Raw genomic sequence first — 21,607 nt, 5'->3', positions numbered from 1 at the left:
GCCGTAACCCGCCAAGGTCACCGCAGGCCGCCGCCCTGGCCGTCGAACTGGCGCTCGATCAGTTCGATCTTGTAGCCGTCCGGATCGGTGACGAAGGCGATCACGGTGCTGCCGCCCTTGACCGGGCCGGGCTCGCGCGTGACGTTGCCGCCGTTGGCCTTGACCGCCGCGCAGGCGGCCACGATGTCGTCCGCCGAGATCGCCAGGTGGCCGTAGGCCGTGCCTTGCTCGTAGCTGTCCACGCCGTAGTTATAGGTCAGTTCCAGCTCGGCATGGTCCGGGTTGGAGCCGTAGCCGACGAAGGCCAGCGTGTACTTGTATTCGGGATTGTCGCTGGTGCGCAGCAGCGTCATGCCCAGCACCTTGGTGTAGAAGTCGATGGAGCGCTGCAGGTCGCCGACCCGCAGCATGGTGTGTAGTATGCGCATAAAAATCCTTCTTTGCCGGTTGGGTAAAGCAGGAATTTTATGCGCTTTGCTCAAATCCCGCTGGGGTTCAGGATTTATTGCCGGGGTTGTAGCCGCTGCTGCCCACGCTGCCACTGCTGCTGCCGATGTCGCCGCTCTGCATGGTGCTGGTGCCGGAGCCCATCACGCTGCCGGTCGAGCTGCGGTAGCCGGCGCCCGGCTGGGTGCCGTAGTAGCTGTGGATCTCGCTGCTGAATTCGGCGCTGGCCATGTCCGGCCAGTTGTCCTTGTCGAAGCCGGGGGCGCTTTCCAGGCGCTCCTTGCTCACGTCCAGGATGAAGCGCTTGTTCACGGTGTCCAGCTCCAGCGCCTGGAAGGGCACGGCGAACAGCTTGTTGCCCATGCCCAGGATGCCGCCGAAGGACAGCACCGCATACGCCACTTGCCCGGTCTGCATGTCGAGCATGAATTCCTTGATGTCGCCCAGATCCTCGTCCATGCGGTTGTACACGTCTTCACCCATCAGCGTGTCGGCCCCCATCAGGCGCGGGCCGGGGCCGGCGTCGGTGTCGCGGTAAATGCCAAAGGTGTCTCGGTCCAGATAGCTCATTGTCGTCTCCAGTGTGTAAGGCCGGCTGGGCTGCTCCGGCGGATTTGCCCGTTGTGCGCGCTCTTTCAGTTGCCCTTCGGCGTTACGCGCCAGATGATGTTGCCGACGTCGTCGGCCACCAGCAGCGCGCCGCTCTTGTCCACTGCTACGCCTACCGGACGGCCTTGCGCTTTGCCGTCCGCTGTCAGAAAGCCGCCCAGGAAATCCTGCGGCGGGCCGGATGGCTGGCCGTTGGCAAACGGCACGTACACCACCTTGTAGCCGCTGTGCGGCTTGCGGTTCCAGGAACCGTGCTGGCCGATGAAGGCGCCGTTGCGGTAGCTGGCCGGGAAGAGTTTGCCGTCGTAGAAGGCCAGGCCCAGCGAGGCGGTGTGGCCGCCCAGCGCGTAGTCCGGCGCGATGGCCTTGGCCACCAGTTCCGGCTTGGGCGGCTTGACGCGCGCGTCCACGTGCTGGCCGAAGTAGCTGTAGGGCCAGCCGTAGAAGGCGCCTTCCTTGACGGAGGTCAGGTAGTCGGGCACCAGGTCGTTGCCCAGTTCGTCGCGCTCGTTCACCACGGTCCACAACGCCTGCGATTGCGGCTGCCAGGCCATGCCGTTCGGATTGCGCAGGCCGGTGGCGTACAGCCTGGCCTTGTTGGTGGCCAGCTCCAGCTGCCAGATGGCGGCGCGGCCGTCCTCCTTGTCCATGCCGTTTTCCGCCACGTTGCTGTTCGAGCCCACCGTGGCGTACAGGTATTTGCCGTCCGCGCTGGCGATGATGTTCTTGGTCCAGTGGTGGTTCAGCGGGCCGCCCGGCAGGTCCATCACCTTGACGGGCGCGGCCGTGATTTCGGTCTGGCCTTCCTTGTAGGGGAACTTCACCACGGCGTCGGTATTCGCCACGTACAGGTCCTGGCCCACCAGCGCCACGCCGAAGGGCGAGTTCAGGTTTTTCAGGAACACGGTGCGCGTGGCGGCGGCGCCGTTCGCGTCCAGGCCGCGCAGCAGCGTGATGCGGTTGGCGGACGGTGTGACCGCGCCCGCCTTCTTCATCTGCGACTTCATGATCATGCCCTTGATGCCCTTGCCGTCCTCCGGCTTGGGCGGGGCGTTGGTCTCCACCACCAGCACGTCGCCGTTCGGCAGCACGTGCAGCCAGCGCGGATGGTCGAGGCCGCTGGCGTAGGCGTGCACCGTGAAGCCGGGCGCGGCGGCGGGCGTGGCGCCGTTAGGCCAGCGCGCCACCGGCGCCACATTGACGGTGGGCACCAGCGAACGCTCGGGCGCGGGCAGCGCCGGCTGCGGGCCGAAGCCGGGCGGATAGCTTTGCGCGTCGGCCGCGCCGGCCATCACCACCAGCGCGGCGACGGCAAAGGCGGTGGCCGCGAGCGCGGGGCGGATAGACGGGGCGGGAATCTGCGCAGCGGTGCGCGGTGGGACGGGTTGACGCATGGACTCCCTTTCGTGTGCGTGGTTGCTCGGTTGCGGCTTATCTGCGGCTGCCGGGCGCGGACCTGTCAGTCCCGCTTGCTGCCGGGTTGCGGTTCTGCCTTGCCGGGCGGACGCGGCTGGACTTTTTCCACGCCGCGTGCGCCGTGCAGGTCGGTGTCCACCAGGCCCTGCTCCAGGTCGCTGGCGGCTTGCCGAATTACGCTGCGGGCCGGCGGCGGGTGGCCTTCGGGCGACTCGTCGCGCTCGTGCGGCAGGCGCTTGCCGCCGTCGCTGTGCACGGGCACAGCCGTGTTGACCTGGCGGTCCTTGCTTTCGGTAACCATGTTCGGCCTCCCTTGTCAGCATCGAGTGGCCATCTTAGCGCCGTGGACGGTGCGCAGTCGCGCAATTGAACTTTATTGAAATAGTGCATCTTTGGCATGAACTCAGGTAACATTCCCGCTTGTGCCGCCTCCATAGAGAATCCAGCCGTGAAGCCCGAACTTGCCGACTCCCACGCAGCGCCCGCCAGCTGCCTGAACTGCAACGCCACCGTCAGCGGTAACTACTGCCACAACTGCGGTCAGGAAACGCGCACGCACGCGCCCAGCCTGGCCGAATTCGCGCATGAATTCATCGGCCATTATGTGGCGCTGGAGGGGAGACTGTGGGGCACGTTCACGCGCTTGCTGTTCCGCCCGGGCGCGCTGACCAATGAGTACCTGGCGGGACGCCGCAAGCGCTATGTGGAGCCGCTGCGGCTCTACCTGACGCTGAGCATCCTGTTTTTCGCGCTGCTGAAATTTACCCACACGGAAGTGATCAACCTGGGCGACGACCACCCGCAGGTGGAGGAGGCTGCCGAGCGCGCGCAGGCGGTGGGCAAGGAGCGCGGCAGCAAGATACTGTCCAAGGCCAAGGTAAAAGACAGCTACGGCACGGTGGTGGCGCTGGACGACGATATGCGCGCCAGGCTGCCGGGCCTGGCGGAACGGATCGACCATTTCGACAGCCTGCCCAGGGAGGCCAAGAGCAAGGCCTTGTCGGACGGCTTCTTCCACTACGGCCCTTACGCCATGTTCGCGCTGATGCCGCTGTTCGCGCTCTACCTGAAGATGCTCTATCTCGGTTCAGGGCGGCGCTACGGCGAGCATCTGCTGTTCGCGCTGCACGTGAGCTCGTTCGCCTTTGTGATGTTCGCCGCCATCAAGATCAGCGACCATTCCTTCCTCAACCTGGTGCTGCTGTGCTGGCTGGTGGGCTATCTGCCGTGGGCCATGAAGCGCGTGTACGGCGGCGGCAAGCTGGCCACCGTGGCGCGCTGGTCGGTGCTGATGCTGGCGCACGGCATTTCGCTGTCGCTGGCCATCGCGGGCGCCATGATGGCGGGCGCGGCCAGCGGGCACTGAGGCATTATTTGGCGGCGACGGCCGGTTGCCACAGCTCGACCTTGTTGCCGTCCGGGTCCATGAACCAGCCGAAGCGGCCGTAGTCGAAGGTCTGCGGATCGCCCACCAGTTCGGCGCCGCCGGCCACCACCTGGGCCAGGGCCTGGTCCAGGTCGTCCACCACCAGGTTGAACATGAACTCGCGCTTGGACGGCGCGAAGTAGCCGGTGGTGTCCTTGAAGGGGCTGAACACGGTGCTGCCGCCCGCCGGCATGGCGGTGGGCGCGAAGGAGGCGTAGTCGCCGGACTCGGCGGGGAAGCCCAGGTGGGCCTGGTACCACGCCATCAGCGCCTGCGGATTGCGCGATCTGAAAAAGATGCCGCCCACGCCCAGTACTTTTGCCATGCCATTCTCCTGTAGGTTAGCTGCCTGCGCTTGCGCTCCGCCGTCCGCCGATTTATACTGGGTGCATATACAGTATTTGAGCGCGTGCTGATGCATGGCAGAAGGCTGCATTATCGGTTACTCTGACTAGTGTTGCTACCCCCAATCAAGACCGAGAGATCTATGCCCGCCAAGCACGCCTTATTCAACACCATCGCCCTGGTCGTCCGACAGAACACGGCCGGCATCGAAGCCCCCGTGCGCAGCCTGCTGGCTTTTCTGAAGGAGGGCGGCCACAGCGTGGTGCTGGAGGCGGAAACGGCGGCTCACCTGGGCATGGCGGACCTGCCGGCCATGACGCCGGACCAGATCGGCCAGCACGCCAGCGCCGCCATCGTGATGGGCGGCGACGGCACCATGCTGGGCCTGGCGCGCCAGCTGGCGCCCTATGACGTGCCGCTGATCGGCATCAACCAGGGCCGGCTCGGCTTCATGACCGATATCGCGCTCGAGGGCATGCTGCCGGTGCTGGCGCAGATGCTGGCCGGCAGCTATCAGGCCGAACGGCGCACCCTGCTGGAAGGCAGCGTGCGGCGCGACGGCAAGGAAATCCATGTGGGCCTGGCCGTCAACGACGTGGTGGTGTCGCGCGGCGCCGGCGCCGGCATGGCCGAGCTGCGCGTGGACGTGGACGGCCACTTCATGTACAACCAGCGTTCGGACGGCCTGATCATCTCCACGCCCACCGGCTCCACCGCCTACGCGCTGTCGGCCGGCGGCCCGCTGCTGCATCCCACGCTGGGCGGCATCGTGCTGGTGCCCATCGCGCCGCATGCGCTGTCGAACCGCCCCATCGTGCTGCCCGACTCCAGCGCCATCCAGATTGAAATCGTGCGCGGGCGCGACATCACCGTCAATTTCGACATGCAGACCTTCGCCAGCCTGCAGGCGCAGGACCGCATCGTCATCAAGCGTTCGCCGCACGCCATCACCTTCCTGCATCCGGAAGGCTGGAGCTACTACAACACCCTGCGCGAAAAGCTGCACTGGAACGAATACCCGTCCGGCGACGGGAAACTGGTCTAACCCTTACTCCGCTCACCTCCGCACTCGCCTATGCTTCGTACTCTGTCTATCCGCGACTTCGTCATCGTCGACACCATCGAACTGGAATTTTCCGCAGGCTTCACAGTGTTCACCGGCGAAACCGGCGCCGGCAAATCCATCCTTATCGACGCGCTGACGCTGGCGCTGGGCGGCCGCGGCGACGCCAGTGTGGTGCGCGAAGGCGCGCCCAAGGCCGACATCACGGCCGACTTCGCCGTCACGCCGCAGGCGGCCGAGTGGCTGGCCGCCAACGAGTTCGCGGCCGACGAGGGCGGTGCGCTGCTGCGCCGCGTGATCGACAACGCGGGCCGCTCCAAGGCCTACATCAACGGCGTGGCCGCCACCGCCGCGCAGCTGCGCGAGCTGGGCGACATGCTGGTGGACATCCACGGCCAGCACGCCCACCAGTCGCTGCTGAAGGCGGACGCGCAGCGCGAGCTGCTGGACAGCCAGTCCACCATCAAGGACGCCGAGGCGGCCGCCCAGCTGAAGGCCGTGGCCGCCGCCCACAAGGCCTGGCGCGCGCTGGCCAGGCAGCTGGAGGAATACGAAAGCAACGCCGCCAACCTGGCCTACGAGCGCGAGCGCCTGGAGTGGCAGGTGGGCGAGCTGGACAAGCTGGCCGCCAAGCCCGGCGAGTGGCAGGACATCTCCAACGAGCACAGCCGCCTGTCGCACGCCGCCAGCCTGCTGGAAGGCGCGCAGGAAACACTTGCCGCCATTTCCGAATCGGAAGACCAGCCGATTGTGTCGCAGCTCGGTTCGCTGAGCCAGAAGCTGGGCAAGCTGGCCGGCATCGACGCCGAGCTGCAGCCCACGGTGGACCTGATCGAATCGGCCCGCATCCAGCTGCAGGAAGCGGTGTACGCGCTGAACACCTATCTGGACCGGGTGGAGCTGGACCCGGAGCGCCTGCGCCAGGTGGACGCGCGCATGGAGGCGCTGCACTCGGCGGCGCGCAAATTCCGCGTGGCGCCGGACGACCTGCCGGACGAGCACGCCCAGCTGTCGGCCAAGCTGCGCCAGCTGGCCGACGCCAGCGACCTGGACGGCCTGCGCCAGCAGGAGGCCAAGCTGAAAGCGGCGTATATGGACGTGGCGCGCCAGCTGTCCGCCACCCGCGCCGCCGCCGCCCGGGGACTGGCCACGGCCGTCACGCAGGCCATGCAGGAACTGAACATGACGGGCGGCGCGTTCGACATCGCGCTCAACCCCTGCGAGCCGGGCGCGCGCGGCCTTGAACAGGTGGAATTCCTGGTGGCCGGCCACGCCGGCGTGGCGCCGCGGCCGCTGGCCAAGGTGGCCTCGGGCGGCGAGCTGGCGCGCATCGCGCTGGCCATTTCCGTCATCACCTCCAACGCCACCACCACGCCCACGCTGATTTTCGACGAGGTCGACAGCGGCATCGGCGGCGGCGTGGCCGAAGTGGTGGGGCGGCTGCTCAAGCGCCTGGGCCAGGCGCGCCAGGTGCTGTGCGTGACCCACTTGCCGCAGGTGGCCAGCCAGGCCAGCCAGCACTTCCAGGTGGCCAAGGGCACGCTGGACAACGGCAAGACCGCCTCCCGCATCGACGTGCTCGACAGCAAAGCGCGGGTGGAGGAAGTGGCGCGCATGCTGGGCGGCCTGGAAATCACCGCCACCACGCGCAAGCATGCGCGCGAGCTGCTGGCCTCCTAGCGCGGCTTTGCGCTCGTTTGCGTTTCCTCAACGCGGGGAGGGCGGCGCCGCAGTAGCATGGAAGAGCCGGGCATGCGCTTGGGCGCGCGGCAATCCATTGCGGAGGTGGCGCATGACTACGCCGGTCAAGATGCAGTTCGCATTCCAGGGCGGCGGCGCGCGCATCGCCGCGCTGTTGGCGGTTGCCGAGGCCATCCAGGATTTCAAGGCCGACCATAAAATCGAAGTGACCCAGGTGGCCGGCACCTCGGCCGGCGCCATCGTCGCCAGCTTTGTCGCGGCGGGCATTTCCGCGCAGTCCATCATGGCCGAACTGCGCGCAGGCAAAGGCGCGCAGCTGATGCGCGGCATGACCATGCCGGGCAAGCTGGCCGCCGCCTACTGCCTGCTGGTGAAAAGCAAATCGCTGCGCGACACGGCCGGCCTGCGCGGCTGGCTGAACGACAAATTCGCCCAGAAGAAGCTGGCCAAGGTGGGCGACGTCGAGCGCAGGGGCGTGCGCCTGAAAATCACCAAGACCGACCTGGGCAGCCGCGACACGGTGCTGGCCCAGCCGGGCGAAACGCTGGCCGACGCCCTGGTCGATTCCTGCGCGCTGCCCTTCTTTTTCCGGATCTGGGCCGGCAGCACGGCGCCCACGGTGGTGGACGGCGGCATCTCCAACAATCTGCCGGCCAAGCTGCTGACGGTGTCCGATCCCGCCTACGGTGAAATGCTGGCCATCACTTTTGCCGAGGCCGCCACCGGCCGGCCCGACGGCTTCCTGAGCTTTTCCGCCAGCCTGCTCGATTCCGCCATGGCCTCCACCATTGCGCTGACCAAGGAGGCCTTCAAGGGCCACCTGATCGAGGTGCAGACCTCGCTGACCACCTTCAGCTTCGAGCAGGCGCTGGCGCCCGAATTCGAGGCGGAGTACGAGCGCATCAAGGAGGACACGGCGCGGCAGCTGCAGGAGCACATCAACCGCATCACGCTGGCCCGGCGGCGCGCGGTTACCAATCCCTGGAAGGAAACCAATCCCACCGCCGTGCGCATGATGCGCGACGTGGGCGAGCTCTACTACAAGCTGCGCGGCGGCCTGCTGCTCTACGACAGCTGCCGCCTCACCGTCTACACCAACGGCGGCCGGCCGGTGGGCGACCAGCACGCCGGCGCACCGGACCTGGTGCAGTTCCACCTGCAGATCCGCACCGGCGCCGCAGCGCTGCACTGCCTGAGCATAGGGCTGACCGAGCAGTCCGACGAGGCCGCGTTTTCCAGCGAAACGGCGCGCTGCACGGTCACTGGCCCCGGCGGCGAGCGGCCCGACTTCCTGCAGCTGGCCATGCAGCGCGCGCCGCGCGAGGCGGGCAATGGCGACCGCGAGCTGTGCCTGTTCTTCACGCCCGCGCTGCCGGCCGGAAGCGGGCCGTACAGCATCGACTTCCAGGAGAACGGCACGGATCTGATGATAGAGCTGTTCAAGACGCACGCGGACGCGATCGGCTTTTACCCGCAGCGCGCCGACGGCGTGGTGGGCCGCGTGTTCCCCAATATGCGCGGCTGGGGCATGGCGCTGGACAACGCCAGGTCCGCCTGGAGCGTTGCCGTGCACCACTTGCATTGACAGGCCGCGCGTTCCGGCCTACCTTAGTCACATACACGCAGCGGAGTACACACCATGAAAATCATTCTGAAAGTTTGAGGATGCCAACTAATCTATAATGGCGCTTCGATTCCGTCATTGCAGATTCATGGCCTTCCTTAAAGAACCCCCTTACACCCACGGCAGCACCGGCGGCAGCGCCGTGGTGCTGGTGAATCTTGGCACGCCGGACGCGCCCACGCGCTCGGCTGTGCGGCGCTATCTGAAGCAATTCCTGTCCGATCCGCGCGTGGTCGAGATTCCGCGCCTGGTGTGGTGGTTTATTCTCAACCTCATCATCCTGCCATTCCGCTCCGGCAAATCGGCCAGGAAGTACGCGTCGATCTGGACCCGCGAAGGCTCCCCCCTCAAGGTCAACACCCAGCAGCAGGCCCTGCTGCTGCGCGCCGCGCTGGGCGAGCGCGGCCACGGCAACGTCACCGTGGCCATGGCCATGCGCTACGGTTCGCCGTCCCTGCCGGATGTGCTGGCGCGCCTGAAGGCGGACGGCTGCGAACGCGTGGCCATCCTGCCCGCCTATCCGCAATATTCCGGCACCACCACCGGCTCCATCTACGACGCGGTGTTCGCCCATTACAAGCAGATCCGCAACGTGCCCGAGCTGCGCTTTGTGCGCAACTACCACGACCACGAAGGCTATATCGAGGCGCTGCAGGCGTCCATCCTGGCGCACTGGGACGCGCACGGCCGCCCGGACAAGCTGGTGCTGAGCTTCCACGGCGTGCCCAAGCGCACCCTGCTGCTGGGCGACCCCTACCACTGCGAATGCCTGAAAACCGCGCGCCTGCTGGCCGCCAAGCTGAAGCTGGCGCCGGAGCAGTATGTGGTCACCTTCCAGTCCCGTTTCGGCAAGGCCGAGTGGCTGCAGCCCTACACCGCGCCCACCGTGCAGCAACTGGCGCGCGACGGCGCGCGCCGCGTGGACGTGATCTGCCCCGGTTTCACCAGCGACTGCCTGGAAACCCTGGAAGAAATCGCAATGGAGGTGCGGCATGACTTCATGGCGGCGGGCGGCAAGGAATTCCACTATATTCCTTGCCTGAACGACACGCCTGCATGGATAGCCGCGATGGCCGAGATCGCCGAGCAGCACATGATAGGCTGGCCGACCATGATGGCGCAGCCGCAGCGCGATGCGCTCAAAAAAGCCGGCGAAACCGCCCGCGCGGCGGCCCTCAAGCTTGGTGCGGAAAACTGACAGTCGGTGGGCGAGGGCTGTCCACGTGACAATCAGCACTTGCCGGTGGTGAGTGCCAGCCTGTTACAATACCCGGTCTTCGGGCGGCAAAACTATCGTAATAACTCGGAATAGCAGATCCAGGCGACGGCCAGAAGGATGTAGGCCACGACGGAGGCTGCGATGAGTGGCAACTTCATGATGCGCTCCAGTACGCTGAGCGACGGCGGCGCCGTCTTCATTACATAGTAGCTGTTGCGGTGCAAAAAAATATATCTCTTGTGAGGCAGTTTGTAACGGCGCAGTTACATATCGAACAACGCCGCGCCTATACCCCTTGAAAAGATAGGTTATAGCCCCACTTGCTGCCCGTGCCGTACCGAGTCACGTCTAACATACGATTTGTAGGAGTCTTTCAGATGCAAGATCAGGAAAATCAAGCAGTCCCTAATCCCGAGGCGGAAGCAGCGCCAGCGCAGCCATCGACTCCCGCCGACGCCGGCGCGCCTTCGCTCGAAGAGCAGCTGGCCAGCACCGAGGCCCGCCTGGCCGAGATGCACGACGCCTTTATGCGCGCCAAAGCCGACGGCGAGAACATCCGCCGCCGCGCCCAGGAAGACGTTGCAAAAGCGCACAAGTTTGCGGTCGAGAGCTTCGCCGAGGCCATGGTGCCGGTGAAGGACAGCCTGGAAATGGCGCTGAAAGTGGAATCGCCGTCGCTGGACTCGCTGAAGGAAGGCGTGGAAATGACGCTGAAACAGCTCAATTCCGCCTTCGAGAAGAACCGCCTGCTGGAAATCATGCCGGTGCAGGGCGAGAAGCTGGACCCGAACAAGCATCAGGCCGTGGCCGTGGTGCCCGCCGAGCAGGAAGCCAACACCGTGGTGTCCGTGCTGCAAAAGGGTTACATGATCGCCGACCGCCTGCTGCGTCCGGCCATCGTGACGGCCGCGCAAGCGAAGTAAAGCGTTTCGCGCAAGCACTTGAAATCACACAGCATTTCCCACATATAAGCAGCATCTGAAACTTAGAACACAAGGAAAATAAATCATGGGCAAAATCATCGGTATCGACCTGGGAACCACCAACTCCTGCGTTTCGGTCATGGAAAACGGTCAACCCAAGGTCATTGAAAACGCGGAAGGCGCGCGCACCACGCCTTCGATCATCGCTTATCAGGAAGACGGCGAGATCCTGGTTGGCGCGACTGCGAAGCGCCAGGCGGTCACCAATCCTAAAAACACCCTGTACGCGGTGAAGCGCCTGATCGGCCGCAAGTTCGAAGAAAAAGAAGTGCAGAAGGACATCGCGCTGATGCCTTACCAGATCACCAAAGCCGACAACGGCGATGCGTGGATCGGCGTGCGCGACAAGAAACTGGCTCCGCCGCAGATCTCGGCTGAAGTGCTGCGCAAAATGAAGAAAACGGCGGAAGACTACCTCGGTGAAGAAGTCACCGAAGCCGTGATCACCGTGCCAGCGTACTTCAACGACTCGCAGCGCCAGGCGACCAAGGACGCCGGCCGCATCGCCGGTCTGGACGTCAAGCGCATCATCAACGAACCAACCGCAGCCGCACTGGCTTTCGGCCTGGACAAGACCGACAAGGGCGACCGCAAGATCGCCGTGTACGACTTGGGCGGCGGTACCTTCGACGTGTCCATCATTGAAATCGCGGACGTGGACGGCGAGAAGCAGTTCGAAGTGCTGTCGACCAACGGCGACACCTTCCTGGGCGGCGAAGACTTCGACCAGCGCGTGATCGACTACATCATCGACGAGTTCAAGAAGATCAACGGCCTGGACCTGAAAAAAGATCCGATCGCCCTGCAGCGCATCAAGGCTTCGGCCGAGCGCGCGAAGATCGAACTGTCGTCCTCGCAGCAGACCGAGATCAACGAGCCCTACATCGCCATGGCGAACGGCGCGCCGGTCCACCTGACCCTGAAGATGACCCGCGCCAAGCTGGAATCGCTGGTGGAAGAGCTGATCAACGCCACCATCGAGCCATGCCGCACCGCCATCAAGGATGCAGGCGTGAAAGTGTCGGACATCGACGACATCATCCTGGTCGGCGGCATGACCCGTATGCCTAAAGTGCAGGAAAAGGTCAAGGAGTTCTTCGGCAAGGATCCACGCAAGGACGTGAACCCGGACGAAGCCGTGGCCGTCGGTGCCGCGATCCAGGGTTCCGTGCTGTCGGGCGACCGCAAGGACCTGCTGCTGCTGGACGTGACCCCGCTGTCGCTGGGTATCGAAACCCTGGGCGGCGTGATGACCAAGATGATCCACAAGAACACCACGATTCCGACCAAGTTCTCGCAAGTGTTCTCGACCGCCGACGACAACCAGCCTGCCGTGACCATCAAGGTCTACCAGGGCGAGCGTGAAATCGCGGCCGGCAACAAGGGCCTGGGCGAATTCAACCTGGAAGGCATCCCGCCGGCATCGCGCGGCACGCCGCAGATTGAAGTGACCTTCGACATCGACGCCAACGGCATTCTGCACGTGGGCGCCAAGGACAAGGCCACCGGCAAAGAAAACAAGATCACCATCAAGGCGAACTCGGGCCTGACCGAGGACGAGATCCAGAAGATGGTGAAGGACGCCGAGCTGAACGCGGAAGAAGACAAGAAGGTCAAGGAACTGGCCGAGTCGCGCAACCAGGCCGACGCGCTGGTGCACTCCACCCGCAAGTCGCTGACCGAATACGGCGACAAGCTGGAAGCGGGCGAGAAAGAGAAGATCGAAGCGGCCATCACCGATCTGGAAGGCTCGATCAAGGCCGGCGACAAGGCCGACATCGACGCCAAAGTGGCGGCGCTGTCGACCGCTTCGCAGAAGCTGGGCGAGAAGATGTACGCTGACATGCAGGCCCAGCAAGGCGCTGCCGGCGCCGAAGGCGGCCAGCAGGCAGGCGGCCAGCAGGAAGCCAAGCCGCAGCAGGACGACGTGGTGGACGCCGACTTCAAGGAAGTCAAAGACAGCAAGTAAGAGTCCACCGGCTGCGGCCGCAAGACTGACGCCGAGCCGTGCATCCCTGCAAAGGGGCCGGCTCGGCTTTTTCGCATAATCAGTACCAGTAAAGAGCAAGGTGCCTAGAACATGGCAAAGCGTGATTTTTACGAGATCCTCGGGGTCGCCAAGAATGCGTCCGAAGACGAGATCAAGAAGTCCTATCGCAAGCTGGCGATGAAATACCATCCGGACCGCAATCCGGACAGCAAGGAATCGGAAGAGAAATTCAAGGAGGTCAAAGAGGCCTACGAGATGCTCACCAATCCGGAAAAACGCGAAGCGTATGACCGCTACGGCCATGCGGGCGTGGACCCGAACATGGGCGGCGGAGGCGGCGGCGGTTTCGGCGCGGGCGGCTTCGGCGATGCCTTCGGCGACATCTTCGGCGACATTTTCGGCGGCGGCGGCCGTGGCCGCAGCGCCGGTCCGCAGGTCTACCGCGGCGCCGACTTGCGCTACAACCTGGAAATCACGCTGGAGCAGGCCGCGCACGGCTTCGACACCACCATCCGCGTGCCGTCCTGGGACAAGTGCGACACCTGCCACGGTTCCGGCGCCAAGCCGGGCACGTCGCCGGTGACGTGCTCGACCTGCGGCGGCCACGGCCAGGTGCGCATGCAGCAGGGCTTCTTCAGCATCCAGCAGACCTGCCCGAAATGCCACGGCACCGGCAAGATCATCACCGATCCATGCTCGCCTTGCGGCGGCGCGGGCCGCATCAAGCGCAACAAGACGCTGGAAGTGAAGATCCCGGTCGGCATCGACAACGGCATGCGCATCCGCTCGTCGGGCAACGGCGAGCCGGGCACCAACGGCGGGCCGCCGGGCGACCTGTATGTGGAAATCCACATCAAGCAGCACGCGGTGTTCCAGCGCGAGGGCGACGACCTGCATTGCGAAATGCCGATCTCGTTTGCGCGCGCGGCCCTGGGCGGCGAAATCGAAGTGCCTACACTGTCGGGCAAGGTGTCGTTCACCATTCCGGAAGGCACCCAGTCGGGCAAGACCTTCCGCCTGAAGGGCAAGGGCATCAAGGGCGTGCGTTCCGGCTATCCGGGCGACCTGTTCTGCCACGTGGCGGTGGAAACGCCGGTCAAGCTGACCGACAAGCAGAAGGAACTGCTGCGCGAATTCGACCGTGCCACGGTCGAGGGCGGCTCCAAGCACAGCCCGCAAAGCAAGACCTGGCGCGACAAGGTGAAGGACTTCTTCGAATAAGCGTCATAGCGCGTTGGAGATGATGCGCCGCAGCAAATCAGGTAAGATAGCAACATCCCGGACCGCCCCTTGCCAACCCGGCAAACGGGCGGTCTTCGCACGTATGAGAGGACATATGAGTGAACTAACCGTAAGCGACAACGTCAGCGTTTCCCCATTGGCGGACCTGCTGGTCAACAACCGTGCCTGGGCCGATTCCATGGTTCAGCGCGACCCCGAATTCTTCAAGCGCCTGGAGCAGCAGGCCTCGCCGGAATACCTGTGGATAGGCTGCTCCGACAGCCGCGTGCCCGCCAATGAGCTGCTGGGCCTGGCGCCGGGCGACGTCTTCGTCCACCGCAACATCGCCAACGTGGTGGTGCACTCGGACCTGAACTGCCTGTCGGTGCTGCAGTTCGCCATTGAAGTGCTGAAGGTCAAGCACGTGATCGTCGTCGGCCACTATGGCTGCAAGGGCGTGCACGCGGCCATGACCGGCACCCGCGTCGGCCTGGTCGACAACTGGCTGCGCCATGTGCAGGACGTGCACCAGAAGCACGAGCGCTACCTGGGCGACGTGCTGCCGCAGGGCCAGCGCGCCGAGCGCATGTGCGAACTGAACGTGGTGGAGCAGGTGGTCAACGTCTGCCAGACCACCATCGTGCAGGACGCCTGGGACCGCGGCCAGCCGCTGACCGTGCATGGCTGGGTCTACGGCCTGAAGGACGGCCACCTGCATGACCTGGAGATGACCGTGAGCGCCGGCCACGAACTGGCCGCCTGCATCAAGAACCGCCTGGAAAAGTACGCCGCGATCGCGTAAGCACTGCGCCGGCGCGTCCGCCAGGCCAGGCCCCGCTCCCATCTACAGGGGCGGCGCCTGGCCATTTTTACGCCTGTCCCGGTCTTGACCCGCTGTTCTGCCGAGCGTACCGCCGGAGTGCGATATACTGTTTATTTGTACAGTATCGAGGCCGGCAATGGAGCTCACCGACAAGCTTGAAATCCTGGCGGACGCGGCGAAATACGACGCGTCCTGCGCCAGCAGCGGCGCGCCCAAGCGCAACTCCATCGGCAAGGACGGCCTCGGCGCCAGCACCGGCATGGGCATATGCCACAGCTACACGCCGGACGGGCGCTGCGTCTCGCTGCTGAAAATCCTGCTCACCAATTTCTGCATCTACGACTGCCAGTACTGCGTCAACCGCCGCACTTCCAACGTGCCGCGCGCCCGCTTCACGGTGCAGGAAGTGGTCAAGCTCACGGTCGATTTCTACCTGCGCAACTACATCGACGGCCTGTTCCTCAGCAGCGGCATTATCCAGTCGGCCGACTACACCATGGAGCAGCTGGTCGCCATTGCCCGCGAGCTGCGCGAAACGCACCAGTTCCGTGGCTACATCCACCTGAAAACCATCCCCGACGCCGATCCCGCCCTGATCGCCGCCGCCGGCCTGTATGCGGACCGGCTCAGCGTGAACATCGAGCTGCCCTCGCAGGCCAGCATCGCGCGCCTGGCGCCGGAGAAGAACGTCCACACCATCAAGCTGGCCATGGGCGCCATCCGGCTGCGGCTGGACGAAAAGGCCGAAGAACCGAAAGCCCCCGCCTTCGCCCCGGCCGGGCAGAGCACGCAGATGATAGTCGGCGCCGACGCCAGCGACGACAAGCACATCCTCGGCACCGCCGAAACCCTGTACAGCAGCTACAAGCTCAAGCGCGTGTACTACTCCGCTTTCAGCCCGATACCGGACAGCCCGAAAAGCGTGCCGCTGGCGCCGCCGCCCATGCAGCGCGAACACCGGCTGTACCAGGCCGACTTCCTGCTGCGCAGCTACGGCTTCCAGGTCAGCGAACTGCTGCCGGGTGACAGCACGCAACCCGGCAACCTGGCCCTGGACATCGACCCCAAGCTGGCCTGGGCGCTGGCCAACCGCGAGCATTTCCCCATGGACCTGAACCGCGCCGACGCGGGCATGATCGCGCGCGTGCCGGGCATAGGCCTGCGCAACGCGCAGCGCATAGTCGAGCTGCGGCGCATGCGGCGGGTGCGCTACGCCGACCTGTCGCGCCTGCGCTGCAGCATGAAGAAGGTCGCCCCCTTCATCATCGTGGCGGACTACGCGCCCGCGCGCGACACCACCCCGTCCGAGACACTGCGCCGCGCCATGGCCGACGCCCCGCAACAGATGAATCTGTGGCCCGAACTGCAGGCGGGCTGATGGACGAGCCGTGCGAGCTGGTCGCCGTCGCGGACTTCGACGGCTGGCGCGCGGCGGCGCGGGATCTGATCGTGCGCCGCGTGCCGCCCGGCTCCGTACAATGGATGGCGCCGGGCGGCGGCGGCGACCTGTTCGCCAGCGCATCGCCTGAGTTCCCGCCATCTGTGCCCGGCCCGGCCGCCGCACCGCTTCCCGCCCTGCGCGTGCCGCGCGAGTTGATGGCGCTATTGCAAACCGCATCCTGCTACCGCGCCGGGGACCGCTGGGCTTTCCTGTACAAAGTCCTGTGGCGCTGGCAGCAGGGGCAGCAGGAGGTCATGTCGATGGCGGACGAAGACGGCAACCGCTTGCAAACCATGGCTCGCGCTGTGCGCCGCGAAGAGCACGACATGCACGCCTACCTGCGCTTCCGCGAACGCCCGGCGGGCGAGGGCGCGCCGCGCTTCGTGGCCTGGTTCGAGCCCGCGCACGACGTGCTGCCGCAAGTGGCGCAGCACTTCGCGGACCGCATGGGCCGCGCCACCTGGCTGATCGCCACGCCGGACGCCACCGTGGTGTGGGACGGCGCCGCGCTGCACGCCACCGGCGCGCTCGCCCGTAGCGCCGCCGATATCGAGGATGCGGGCGAAGCGCTATGGCTCACCTACTACCGCAGCATCTTCAATCCCGCCCGCCTGAATCCGGACGTCATGCACAGCCACGTCCGCGCGCGCTTCTGGAAGAACATGCCCGAAGCCGCGCTGGTGCCGGAGATGGTGTCGCAAGCTGCCGCCGGCGCGCGCCGCGTGGGCCAGGCCAGCGCCGTGGGCCGCCGCAGCGGCACGACGATTCCGATCGCGCCCGAGAAAGCCCAGCCGGAGCGCCAGCAGCCGCACACGCTGGATGAGTGCCGCCGCTGCGAGCTGTGGGAGCACGCCACGCAAGCGGTGCCGGGCGAGGGCGACAGGAAAGCGCGCATCATGCTGGTCGGCGAACAGCCGGGCGACCAGGAAGATCTGCAAGGCCATCCCTTCGTCGGCCCCGCTGGAGCGCTGCTCGATAGCGCGCTGGCGCAGGCCGGTGTAAAGCGAGACAGCGTCTACATCACCAACGCGGTCAAGCACTTCAAATGGGAGCCGCGCGGCAAGCGCCGCCTGCACAAGACCCCGGCGCAGAAAGAGATACTGGCCTGCCGCTATTGGCTGGAGGGAGAGCTGGAGCAGGTGGCGCCGCAAGTGGTGGTGGCGCTCGGCAGCACCGCGCTGAAAGCCGTGCTGGAAGACAGCTACGCCGCGCTGAAAGACTACATGGACGCGCCGATGCAGCACGCTGGGCGCTGGATCATCGCCACCTACCATCCCGCGTACATCCTGCGCGTCCCCGGCGCAGCAGAAAAAGCCCGCGCCCTCGCCGCCATGGTGGAGGCGCTGCGCACCGCGCAGGCGCTGGCGGAGCATGGCGGGTTACGCGCTCCGCGCTAACCCGCCCTACGGCGTATCTGAGGTATCGACGGTATTCTTTGCATCCGTAGGGCGGGTTAGCAGCGCAGCTGCGTAACCCGCCAACCGCAGGCGCGCGAAAACCGCATATGAATAGCCGATAAGCTTCGTTTTCTTCATGAAGGGAGCGGCATAGACTGGGCGCATATTCAATGCAAGGACCAGCCCCATGTCTGCCGTTCTCAGTCCCGCCCGGACTTTCGATATCAAGGTGTTCGACGCCCCGCTGGGCGCGGAGGTGACGGATTTCGACCTGTCCCAGCCCTTAAGCAACCGCGATTTCCAGCGCCTGCACCGCGCGCACCTGGACCACCACGTGCTGGTGTTCCGCGACCAGCGCATCACGCCCCAGCAGCAGGTGGCGTTCAGCCGCCGCTTCGGCCCCCTGCAAATCCACGTGCTGCGCAATTTCCAGCTGGCCGAGGCGCCCGAGGTACTGATCATCTCCAACATCATCGAGAACGGCCAGCCCACCGGCCTGGGCGACGCCGGCCATTTTTGGCATTCCGACCTGTCGTACAAGGACAAGCCCAGCCTGGGCTCCATGCTGCACGCGCAGGAGCTGCCGGAGGAGGGCGGCGACACGCTGTTCGCCAATATGCACCTGGCCTATGAAACCCTGCCGGTGGCGCTGCGCCGCGCGGTGCAGGGGCTGCGCGCGGAGCACAGCTACTTGGCGCAGTACGAGGAGCTGCGCCGCCGCAATCCCTTCCGCCCGCCACTGACGCAGGCGCAAATCGACGAAGTGAAGCCGGTGCTGCAGCCTGTGGTGCGCGTGCACCCGGAAACCGGCCGCCGCGCGCTCTTCGTCAGCGAGCATTTCACCACGCGCATCGCCGGCCTGCCGGAGGACGAGAGCAAGGCGCTGCTGGCGGAACTTTTTCCGCACAGCGTCAAGCCCGAACACATCTACCGCCACCAATGGCGCCCCCACGACATGGTGTTCTGGGACAACCGCTCGCTGATGCACCTGGCGGCCGGCTGTCCGCCGCAGATGCGCCGCAAGCTTTATCGCACCACCATCGAAGGCGACGTCCCTTTCTGAACCCATTCCGGAGCAAGCATGAGCAAACTGAAATTCATCGCCGCAGCCATTGCTGCCGCCACGCTGGGCCTGAGCGCGCAGGCGCAGGCCGAAGGACGCATCCGCATCGCCGAGCAGTTCGGCGTCACCTATCTGCTGCTGAACATTGCGCAGGACCAGAAGCTGATCGAAAAACACGGCAAGCAGCAGGGCATCGACATCGTGGTCGAGCGCACCCAGCTCTCCGGCGGCCCCGCCATCAATGACGCGCTGCTGTCCGGGAACATCGATATCGCCAGCGCGGGAGTCGGCCCGCTGCTGACGATATGGGACCGCACCAGCGGCAAGCAGAACGTGAAGGGCGTGGCCTCGCTGGGCAACTTCCCCTACTACCTGGTCAGCAACAACCCCAAGGTGAAGACGATAGCCGACTTCACCGAGAAGGACCGCATCGGCTTGCCGGCGGCGGGCGTGTCGGTGCAGTCGCGCATTCTGCAGATGGCGGTGGCCAAGCAGTGGGGCGACAAGGAATTCAGCCGCCTGGACAAGCTCACGCAAACGCTGCCGCATCCGGACGCCGCCGCAGCGGTGATCGCGGGCGGCACGGAGATCAACGCGCACTTCGGCAATTCGCCTTACCAGGAGCAGGAGCTGGCGCAAAATCCGAACGCGCGCATCGTGCTCAATTCCTATGATGTGCTGGGCGGCCCAAGCTCGTCGACGGTGCTGTACGCCACCGAGAAGTACCGCAACGAGAATCCCAAGACCTACCGCGCCTTCACCGCCGCGCTGGCGGAGGCGGCGCAGTTCGCAACGGCCAATCCCGAGGGCGCGGCGGACGCGTATCTGCGCGTGAGCAAGAGCAAAGTGGATCGCGCTTTGCTGCTCAAGATTATCAAGAACCCGCAGGTGCAGTTCAAGGTGGCGCCGCAGAACACCTACGGGCTGGCGCAGTTCCTGCACCGCGTGGGCGTGCTGAAGAACCAGCCTGCGAGCTGGCGCGTTTACTTCTTTGACGACCCGGCCATCGGCCAGGGCGGATAGGACAGCCATGAGCCAGCAGCCGCAATTGCATGCCGTGCCGAAGTGGCACACCCAGTCCATCGCCGCGCCGCGACCGGCCGTGCAGCCGCTGCTGCGCGCGGAAGGCATCAGCCTCGAATACCGCAGCCGGGCGCATACGGTGCGCGCCACGCACGACGTGAGCTTCGACGTGTATCGCGGCGACCGTTTCGTGCTGCTCGGGCCATCGGGCTGCGGCAAGTCTTCGCTGCTGAAGGCGGCGGGTGGATTCATTGCGCCCAGCGCGGGCCGCATCAGCATCAATGGGCAGGCGGTGAACGGGCCGGGACCGGACCGCGTGGCCGTGTTCCAGGAATTCGACCAGCTGCCGCCTTGGAAAACCGTGAAGCAGAACGTCATGTTCCCGCTGCTGGCTTCCAAAAAGCTGAAGCGCAACGAGGCCGAGGAAAGGGCCATGCACTGGATAGGCAAAGTCGGCCTGGCCGGGTTTGCGGACGCGTATCCGCACACGCTGTCCGGCGGCATGAAGCAGCGCGTGGCCATTGCGCGCGCGCTCGCCATGCAGCCGGAGGTGCTGCTGATGGACGAACCGTTCGCCGCGCTGGATGCGCTCACGCGCCGCAAGATGCAGGAGGAGCTGGGCCGCCTGTGGGAGGAGGCGCGCTTTACGCTGCTCTTCGTCACCCACTCGATAGAGGAAGCGCTGGTGGTGGGCAACCGCATCTTGCTGCTGTCGCCGCACCCGGGCCGCGTACGCGCGGAACTGAACAGCCACCAGTTCGGACTGCACAGCACCGGCAGCCCGGAATTCCAGTCCGCCGCCAATCGCATCCACCGCTTGCTGTTCGACGAGGACACCGCCGCTGCGCCGGAAAGCGCCGTCGGCAGGAGGCTGGCGTTATGAGTCTGCTGCTTGAACCGCCGATCCGGCAGGAATTCGAATACGCCGCCGCGCCGGCCGCCCCCGCGAGCGTCACCCGCCCCCTGCCGCTTGCGCAGCGCGCCTGGCAGCAGGACTGGCTGCGCAAAGGGCTGATCCTGCTGGCGCTGGCCGCCGGCTGGGAGCTCATCGCGCGCTGGCAGAACAATGACCTGCTGCTGCCCACCTTCCTGCAGACCGCGCGCGCCTTCGTGGACGGCATCGCCAGCGGCGAACTGCTGGAGCGCGTGCGCATCTCGCTGGCGGTGCTGCTGCAGGGCTATGTGCTGGGCGTGATCGCCGCCTTCGCGCTGACGGCGCTGGCCGTCACCACGCGCCTGGGCCGCGACCTGCTGGAAGCGCTGGTCGCCATGTTCAATCCCTTGCCCGCCATCGCGCTGCTGCCGCTCGCCTTGCTGTGGTTCGGCCTGGGCAACGGCAGCCTGCTGTTTGTGATCGTGCACGCGGTGCTATGGCCGCTGGCGCTGGGCGCCTACGCCGGCTTCCAGGGCGTGCCTGAAACGCTGCGCATGGCGGGCCGCAACTACGGCCTGCGCGGGCTGCCGCTGGTGGTGCAGATCCTGGTGCCGGCCGCGTTGCCCGCCATCGTCTCCGGCCTGAAGATAGGCTGGGCCTTCGCCTGGCGCACGCTGATCGCAGCCGAGCTGGTCTTCGGCGTCTCGTCCGGCAAGGGCGGGCTGGGCTGGTACATCTTCCAGAACCGCAACGAGCTCTACACCGACAAAGTGTTCGCCGGCCTCGCTGCCGTCATCCTGATCGGCCTGCTGGTGGACAGCCTGGTCTTCCGCACGCTGGAGCGCCTCACCATCCGCCGCTGGGGCATGCAGCGCTGACTGTGTAGTTTGCGCAGCCGCATGGCGGCAGCCGGCGCCACCGGTTAATTAGCCGCCAACTATA

20 protein-coding genes are annotated in these 21,607 nt (G+C 65.7%); 15 read left to right on the top strand and 5 right to left on the bottom strand.

What is annotated here, in order from left to right; translation table 11 throughout:
• Window positions 1-17 precede the first annotated feature (17 nt).
• The 4 genes from gloA to KT882_RS29045 all read right to left on the bottom strand — a co-directional run bounded on the left by gloA (window position 18) and on the right by KT882_RS29045 (window position 2,773).
• Window positions 18-428, bottom strand: a complete 411-nt coding sequence (gene gloA, locus KT882_RS29060) for a lactoylglutathione lyase (RefSeq protein ID WP_161070908.1) — start codon at window positions 426-428, stop codon at window positions 18-20.
• A gap of 67 nt (window positions 429-495) precedes the next feature.
• A complete protein-coding gene (locus tag KT882_RS29055; protein ID WP_161070907.1) occupies window positions 496-1,017 on the bottom strand; it encodes a PRC-barrel domain-containing protein in 522 nt (173 codons plus the stop codon).
• Window positions 1,018-1,082: 65 nt separating this feature from the next.
• Entirely contained in the window at window positions 1,083-2,348 is a 1,266-nt protein-coding gene (locus tag KT882_RS29050) for a PQQ-dependent sugar dehydrogenase (protein WP_228896790.1), read from the bottom strand.
• A gap of 167 nt (window positions 2,349-2,515) precedes the next feature.
• Window positions 2,516-2,773: a hypothetical protein gene (locus tag KT882_RS29045; protein ID WP_161070905.1), complete on the bottom strand. Its 258-nt coding sequence runs from the start codon at window positions 2,771-2,773 to the stop codon at window positions 2,516-2,518.
• Window positions 2,774-2,920: 147 nt separating this feature from the next.
• Between KT882_RS29045 and KT882_RS29040 the strand changes: the two genes are divergently transcribed.
• Complete coding sequence (locus KT882_RS29040) at window positions 2,921-3,838, top strand: DUF3667 domain-containing protein (RefSeq protein WP_228893929.1); 918 nt, start codon at window positions 2,921-2,923, stop codon at window positions 3,836-3,838.
• Window positions 3,839-3,842: 4 nt separating this feature from the next.
• On the opposite strand, the gene KT882_RS29035 is transcribed toward KT882_RS29040, so the two are convergent.
• Window positions 3,843-4,223, bottom strand: coding sequence for a VOC family protein (locus KT882_RS29035; RefSeq protein ID WP_161070903.1), 381 nt, complete (start codon window positions 4,221-4,223; stop codon window positions 3,843-3,845).
• A gap of 162 nt (window positions 4,224-4,385) precedes the next feature.
• Between KT882_RS29035 and KT882_RS29030 the strand changes: the two genes are divergently transcribed.
• The 14 genes from KT882_RS29030 to KT882_RS28965 all read left to right on the top strand — a co-directional run bounded on the left by KT882_RS29030 (window position 4,386) and on the right by KT882_RS28965 (window position 21,543).
• Entirely contained in the window at window positions 4,386-5,288 is a 903-nt protein-coding gene (locus tag KT882_RS29030) for an NAD kinase (RefSeq protein WP_161070902.1), read from the top strand.
• 30 nt (window positions 5,289-5,318) lie between these two features.
• Entirely contained in the window at window positions 5,319-6,986 is a 1,668-nt protein-coding gene (recN, locus tag KT882_RS29025) for a DNA repair protein RecN (protein ID WP_161070901.1), read from the top strand.
• A 112-nt stretch (window positions 6,987-7,098) separates the two neighbouring features.
• On the top strand, window positions 7,099-8,592 hold the full coding sequence (locus KT882_RS29020; RefSeq protein WP_161070900.1) for a patatin-like phospholipase family protein: 1,494 nt from the start codon (window positions 7,099-7,101) through the stop codon (window positions 8,590-8,592).
• 127 nt (window positions 8,593-8,719) lie between these two features.
• Window positions 8,720-9,829, top strand: a complete 1,110-nt coding sequence (hemH, locus tag KT882_RS29015; protein ID WP_161070899.1) for a ferrochelatase — start codon at window positions 8,720-8,722, stop codon at window positions 9,827-9,829.
• 398 nt (window positions 9,830-10,227) lie between these two features.
• Window positions 10,228-10,773, top strand: a complete 546-nt coding sequence (grpE, locus tag KT882_RS29010) for a nucleotide exchange factor GrpE (protein ID WP_161070898.1) — start codon at window positions 10,228-10,230, stop codon at window positions 10,771-10,773.
• An 85-nt stretch (window positions 10,774-10,858) separates the two neighbouring features.
• Window positions 10,859-12,802 carry a molecular chaperone DnaK gene (gene dnaK, locus KT882_RS29005; RefSeq protein ID WP_161070897.1) on the top strand — a complete coding sequence of 648 codons (1,944 nt, stop codon included), beginning with the start codon at window positions 10,859-10,861 and terminating at the stop codon, window positions 12,800-12,802.
• A gap of 111 nt (window positions 12,803-12,913) precedes the next feature.
• A complete protein-coding gene (gene dnaJ / locus KT882_RS29000) occupies window positions 12,914-14,044 on the top strand; it encodes a molecular chaperone DnaJ (RefSeq protein WP_161070896.1) in 1,131 nt (376 codons plus the stop codon).
• A gap of 115 nt (window positions 14,045-14,159) precedes the next feature.
• Window positions 14,160-14,846: a carbonate dehydratase gene (can, locus tag KT882_RS28995; RefSeq protein WP_161070895.1), complete on the top strand. Its 687-nt coding sequence runs from the start codon at window positions 14,160-14,162 to the stop codon at window positions 14,844-14,846.
• 157 nt (window positions 14,847-15,003) lie between these two features.
• On the top strand, window positions 15,004-16,245 hold the full coding sequence (locus KT882_RS28990; RefSeq protein WP_228893928.1) for a putative DNA modification/repair radical SAM protein: 1,242 nt from the start codon (window positions 15,004-15,006) through the stop codon (window positions 16,243-16,245).
• Window positions 16,221-17,705 (top strand): UdgX family uracil-DNA binding protein, encoded by a 1,485-nt coding sequence (locus KT882_RS28985; RefSeq protein WP_321170309.1) that lies wholly within the window; start codon window positions 16,221-16,223, stop codon window positions 17,703-17,705. Before KT882_RS28990 ends, KT882_RS28985 begins: the two co-directional genes overlap by 25 nt.
• Before the next feature lie 187 nt (window positions 17,706-17,892).
• Window positions 17,893-18,768: a TauD/TfdA dioxygenase family protein gene (locus KT882_RS28980; protein WP_228893927.1), complete on the top strand. Its 876-nt coding sequence runs from the start codon at window positions 17,893-17,895 to the stop codon at window positions 18,766-18,768.
• A gap of 18 nt (window positions 18,769-18,786) precedes the next feature.
• Window positions 18,787-19,791 carry an ABC transporter substrate-binding protein gene (locus KT882_RS28975; RefSeq protein ID WP_161070891.1) on the top strand — a complete coding sequence of 335 codons (1,005 nt, stop codon included), beginning with the start codon at window positions 18,787-18,789 and terminating at the stop codon, window positions 19,789-19,791.
• Between the two features lie 7 nt (window positions 19,792-19,798).
• Entirely contained in the window at window positions 19,799-20,674 is an 876-nt protein-coding gene (locus KT882_RS28970) for an ABC transporter ATP-binding protein (protein WP_161070890.1), read from the top strand.
• Window positions 20,671-21,543 (top strand): ABC transporter permease, encoded by an 873-nt coding sequence (locus KT882_RS28965; protein WP_228893926.1) that lies wholly within the window; start codon window positions 20,671-20,673, stop codon window positions 21,541-21,543. Before KT882_RS28970 ends, KT882_RS28965 begins: the two co-directional genes overlap by 4 nt.
• Window positions 21,544-21,607 lie beyond the last annotated feature (64 nt).

The organism is Pseudoduganella aquatica (assembly GCF_020865585.1).
In the GTDB taxonomy this organism is placed as follows: domain Bacteria; phylum Pseudomonadota; class Gammaproteobacteria; order Burkholderiales; family Burkholderiaceae_D; genus Rugamonas; species Rugamonas aquatica_A.
This window is presented reverse-complemented; position numbering and strand designations above follow the sequence as displayed.

Excerpts from the sequence above, each read along its gene's own strand:
- gloA (WP_161070908.1), bottom strand. The coding sequence starts at position 428 with ATGCGCATACTACACACCATGCTGCGGGTCGGCGACCTGCAGCGCTCC.
- KT882_RS29055 (WP_161070907.1), bottom strand. The coding sequence starts at position 1,017 with ATGAGCTATCTGGACCGAGACACCTTTGGCATTTACCGCGACACCGAC.
- KT882_RS29050 (WP_228896790.1), bottom strand. The coding sequence starts at position 2,348 with ATGGCCGGCGCGGCCGACGCGCAAAGCTATCCGCCCGGCTTCGGCCCG.
- KT882_RS29045 (WP_161070905.1), bottom strand. The coding sequence starts at position 2,773 with ATGGTTACCGAAAGCAAGGACCGCCAGGTCAACACGGCTGTGCCCGTG.
- KT882_RS29035 (WP_161070903.1), bottom strand. The coding sequence starts at position 4,223 with ATGGCAAAAGTACTGGGCGTGGGCGGCATCTTTTTCAGATCGCGCAAT.
- KT882_RS29030 (WP_161070902.1), top strand. The coding sequence starts at position 4,386 with ATGCCCGCCAAGCACGCCTTATTCAACACCATCGCCCTGGTCGTCCGA.
- recN (WP_161070901.1), top strand. The coding sequence starts at position 5,319 with ATGCTTCGTACTCTGTCTATCCGCGACTTCGTCATCGTCGACACCATC.
- KT882_RS29020 (WP_161070900.1), top strand. The coding sequence starts at position 7,099 with ATGACTACGCCGGTCAAGATGCAGTTCGCATTCCAGGGCGGCGGCGCG.
- hemH (WP_161070899.1), top strand. The coding sequence starts at position 8,720 with ATGGCCTTCCTTAAAGAACCCCCTTACACCCACGGCAGCACCGGCGGC.
- grpE (WP_161070898.1), top strand. The coding sequence starts at position 10,228 with ATGCAAGATCAGGAAAATCAAGCAGTCCCTAATCCCGAGGCGGAAGCA.
- dnaK (WP_161070897.1), top strand. The coding sequence starts at position 10,859 with ATGGGCAAAATCATCGGTATCGACCTGGGAACCACCAACTCCTGCGTT.
- dnaJ (WP_161070896.1), top strand. The coding sequence starts at position 12,914 with ATGGCAAAGCGTGATTTTTACGAGATCCTCGGGGTCGCCAAGAATGCG.
- can (WP_161070895.1), top strand. The coding sequence starts at position 14,160 with ATGAGTGAACTAACCGTAAGCGACAACGTCAGCGTTTCCCCATTGGCG.
- KT882_RS28990 (WP_228893928.1), top strand. The coding sequence starts at position 15,004 with ATGGAGCTCACCGACAAGCTTGAAATCCTGGCGGACGCGGCGAAATAC.
- KT882_RS28980 (WP_228893927.1), top strand. The coding sequence starts at position 17,893 with ATGTCTGCCGTTCTCAGTCCCGCCCGGACTTTCGATATCAAGGTGTTC.
- KT882_RS28975 (WP_161070891.1), top strand. The coding sequence starts at position 18,787 with ATGAGCAAACTGAAATTCATCGCCGCAGCCATTGCTGCCGCCACGCTG.
- KT882_RS28970 (WP_161070890.1), top strand. The coding sequence starts at position 19,799 with ATGAGCCAGCAGCCGCAATTGCATGCCGTGCCGAAGTGGCACACCCAG.
- KT882_RS28965 (WP_228893926.1), top strand. The coding sequence starts at position 20,671 with ATGAGTCTGCTGCTTGAACCGCCGATCCGGCAGGAATTCGAATACGCC.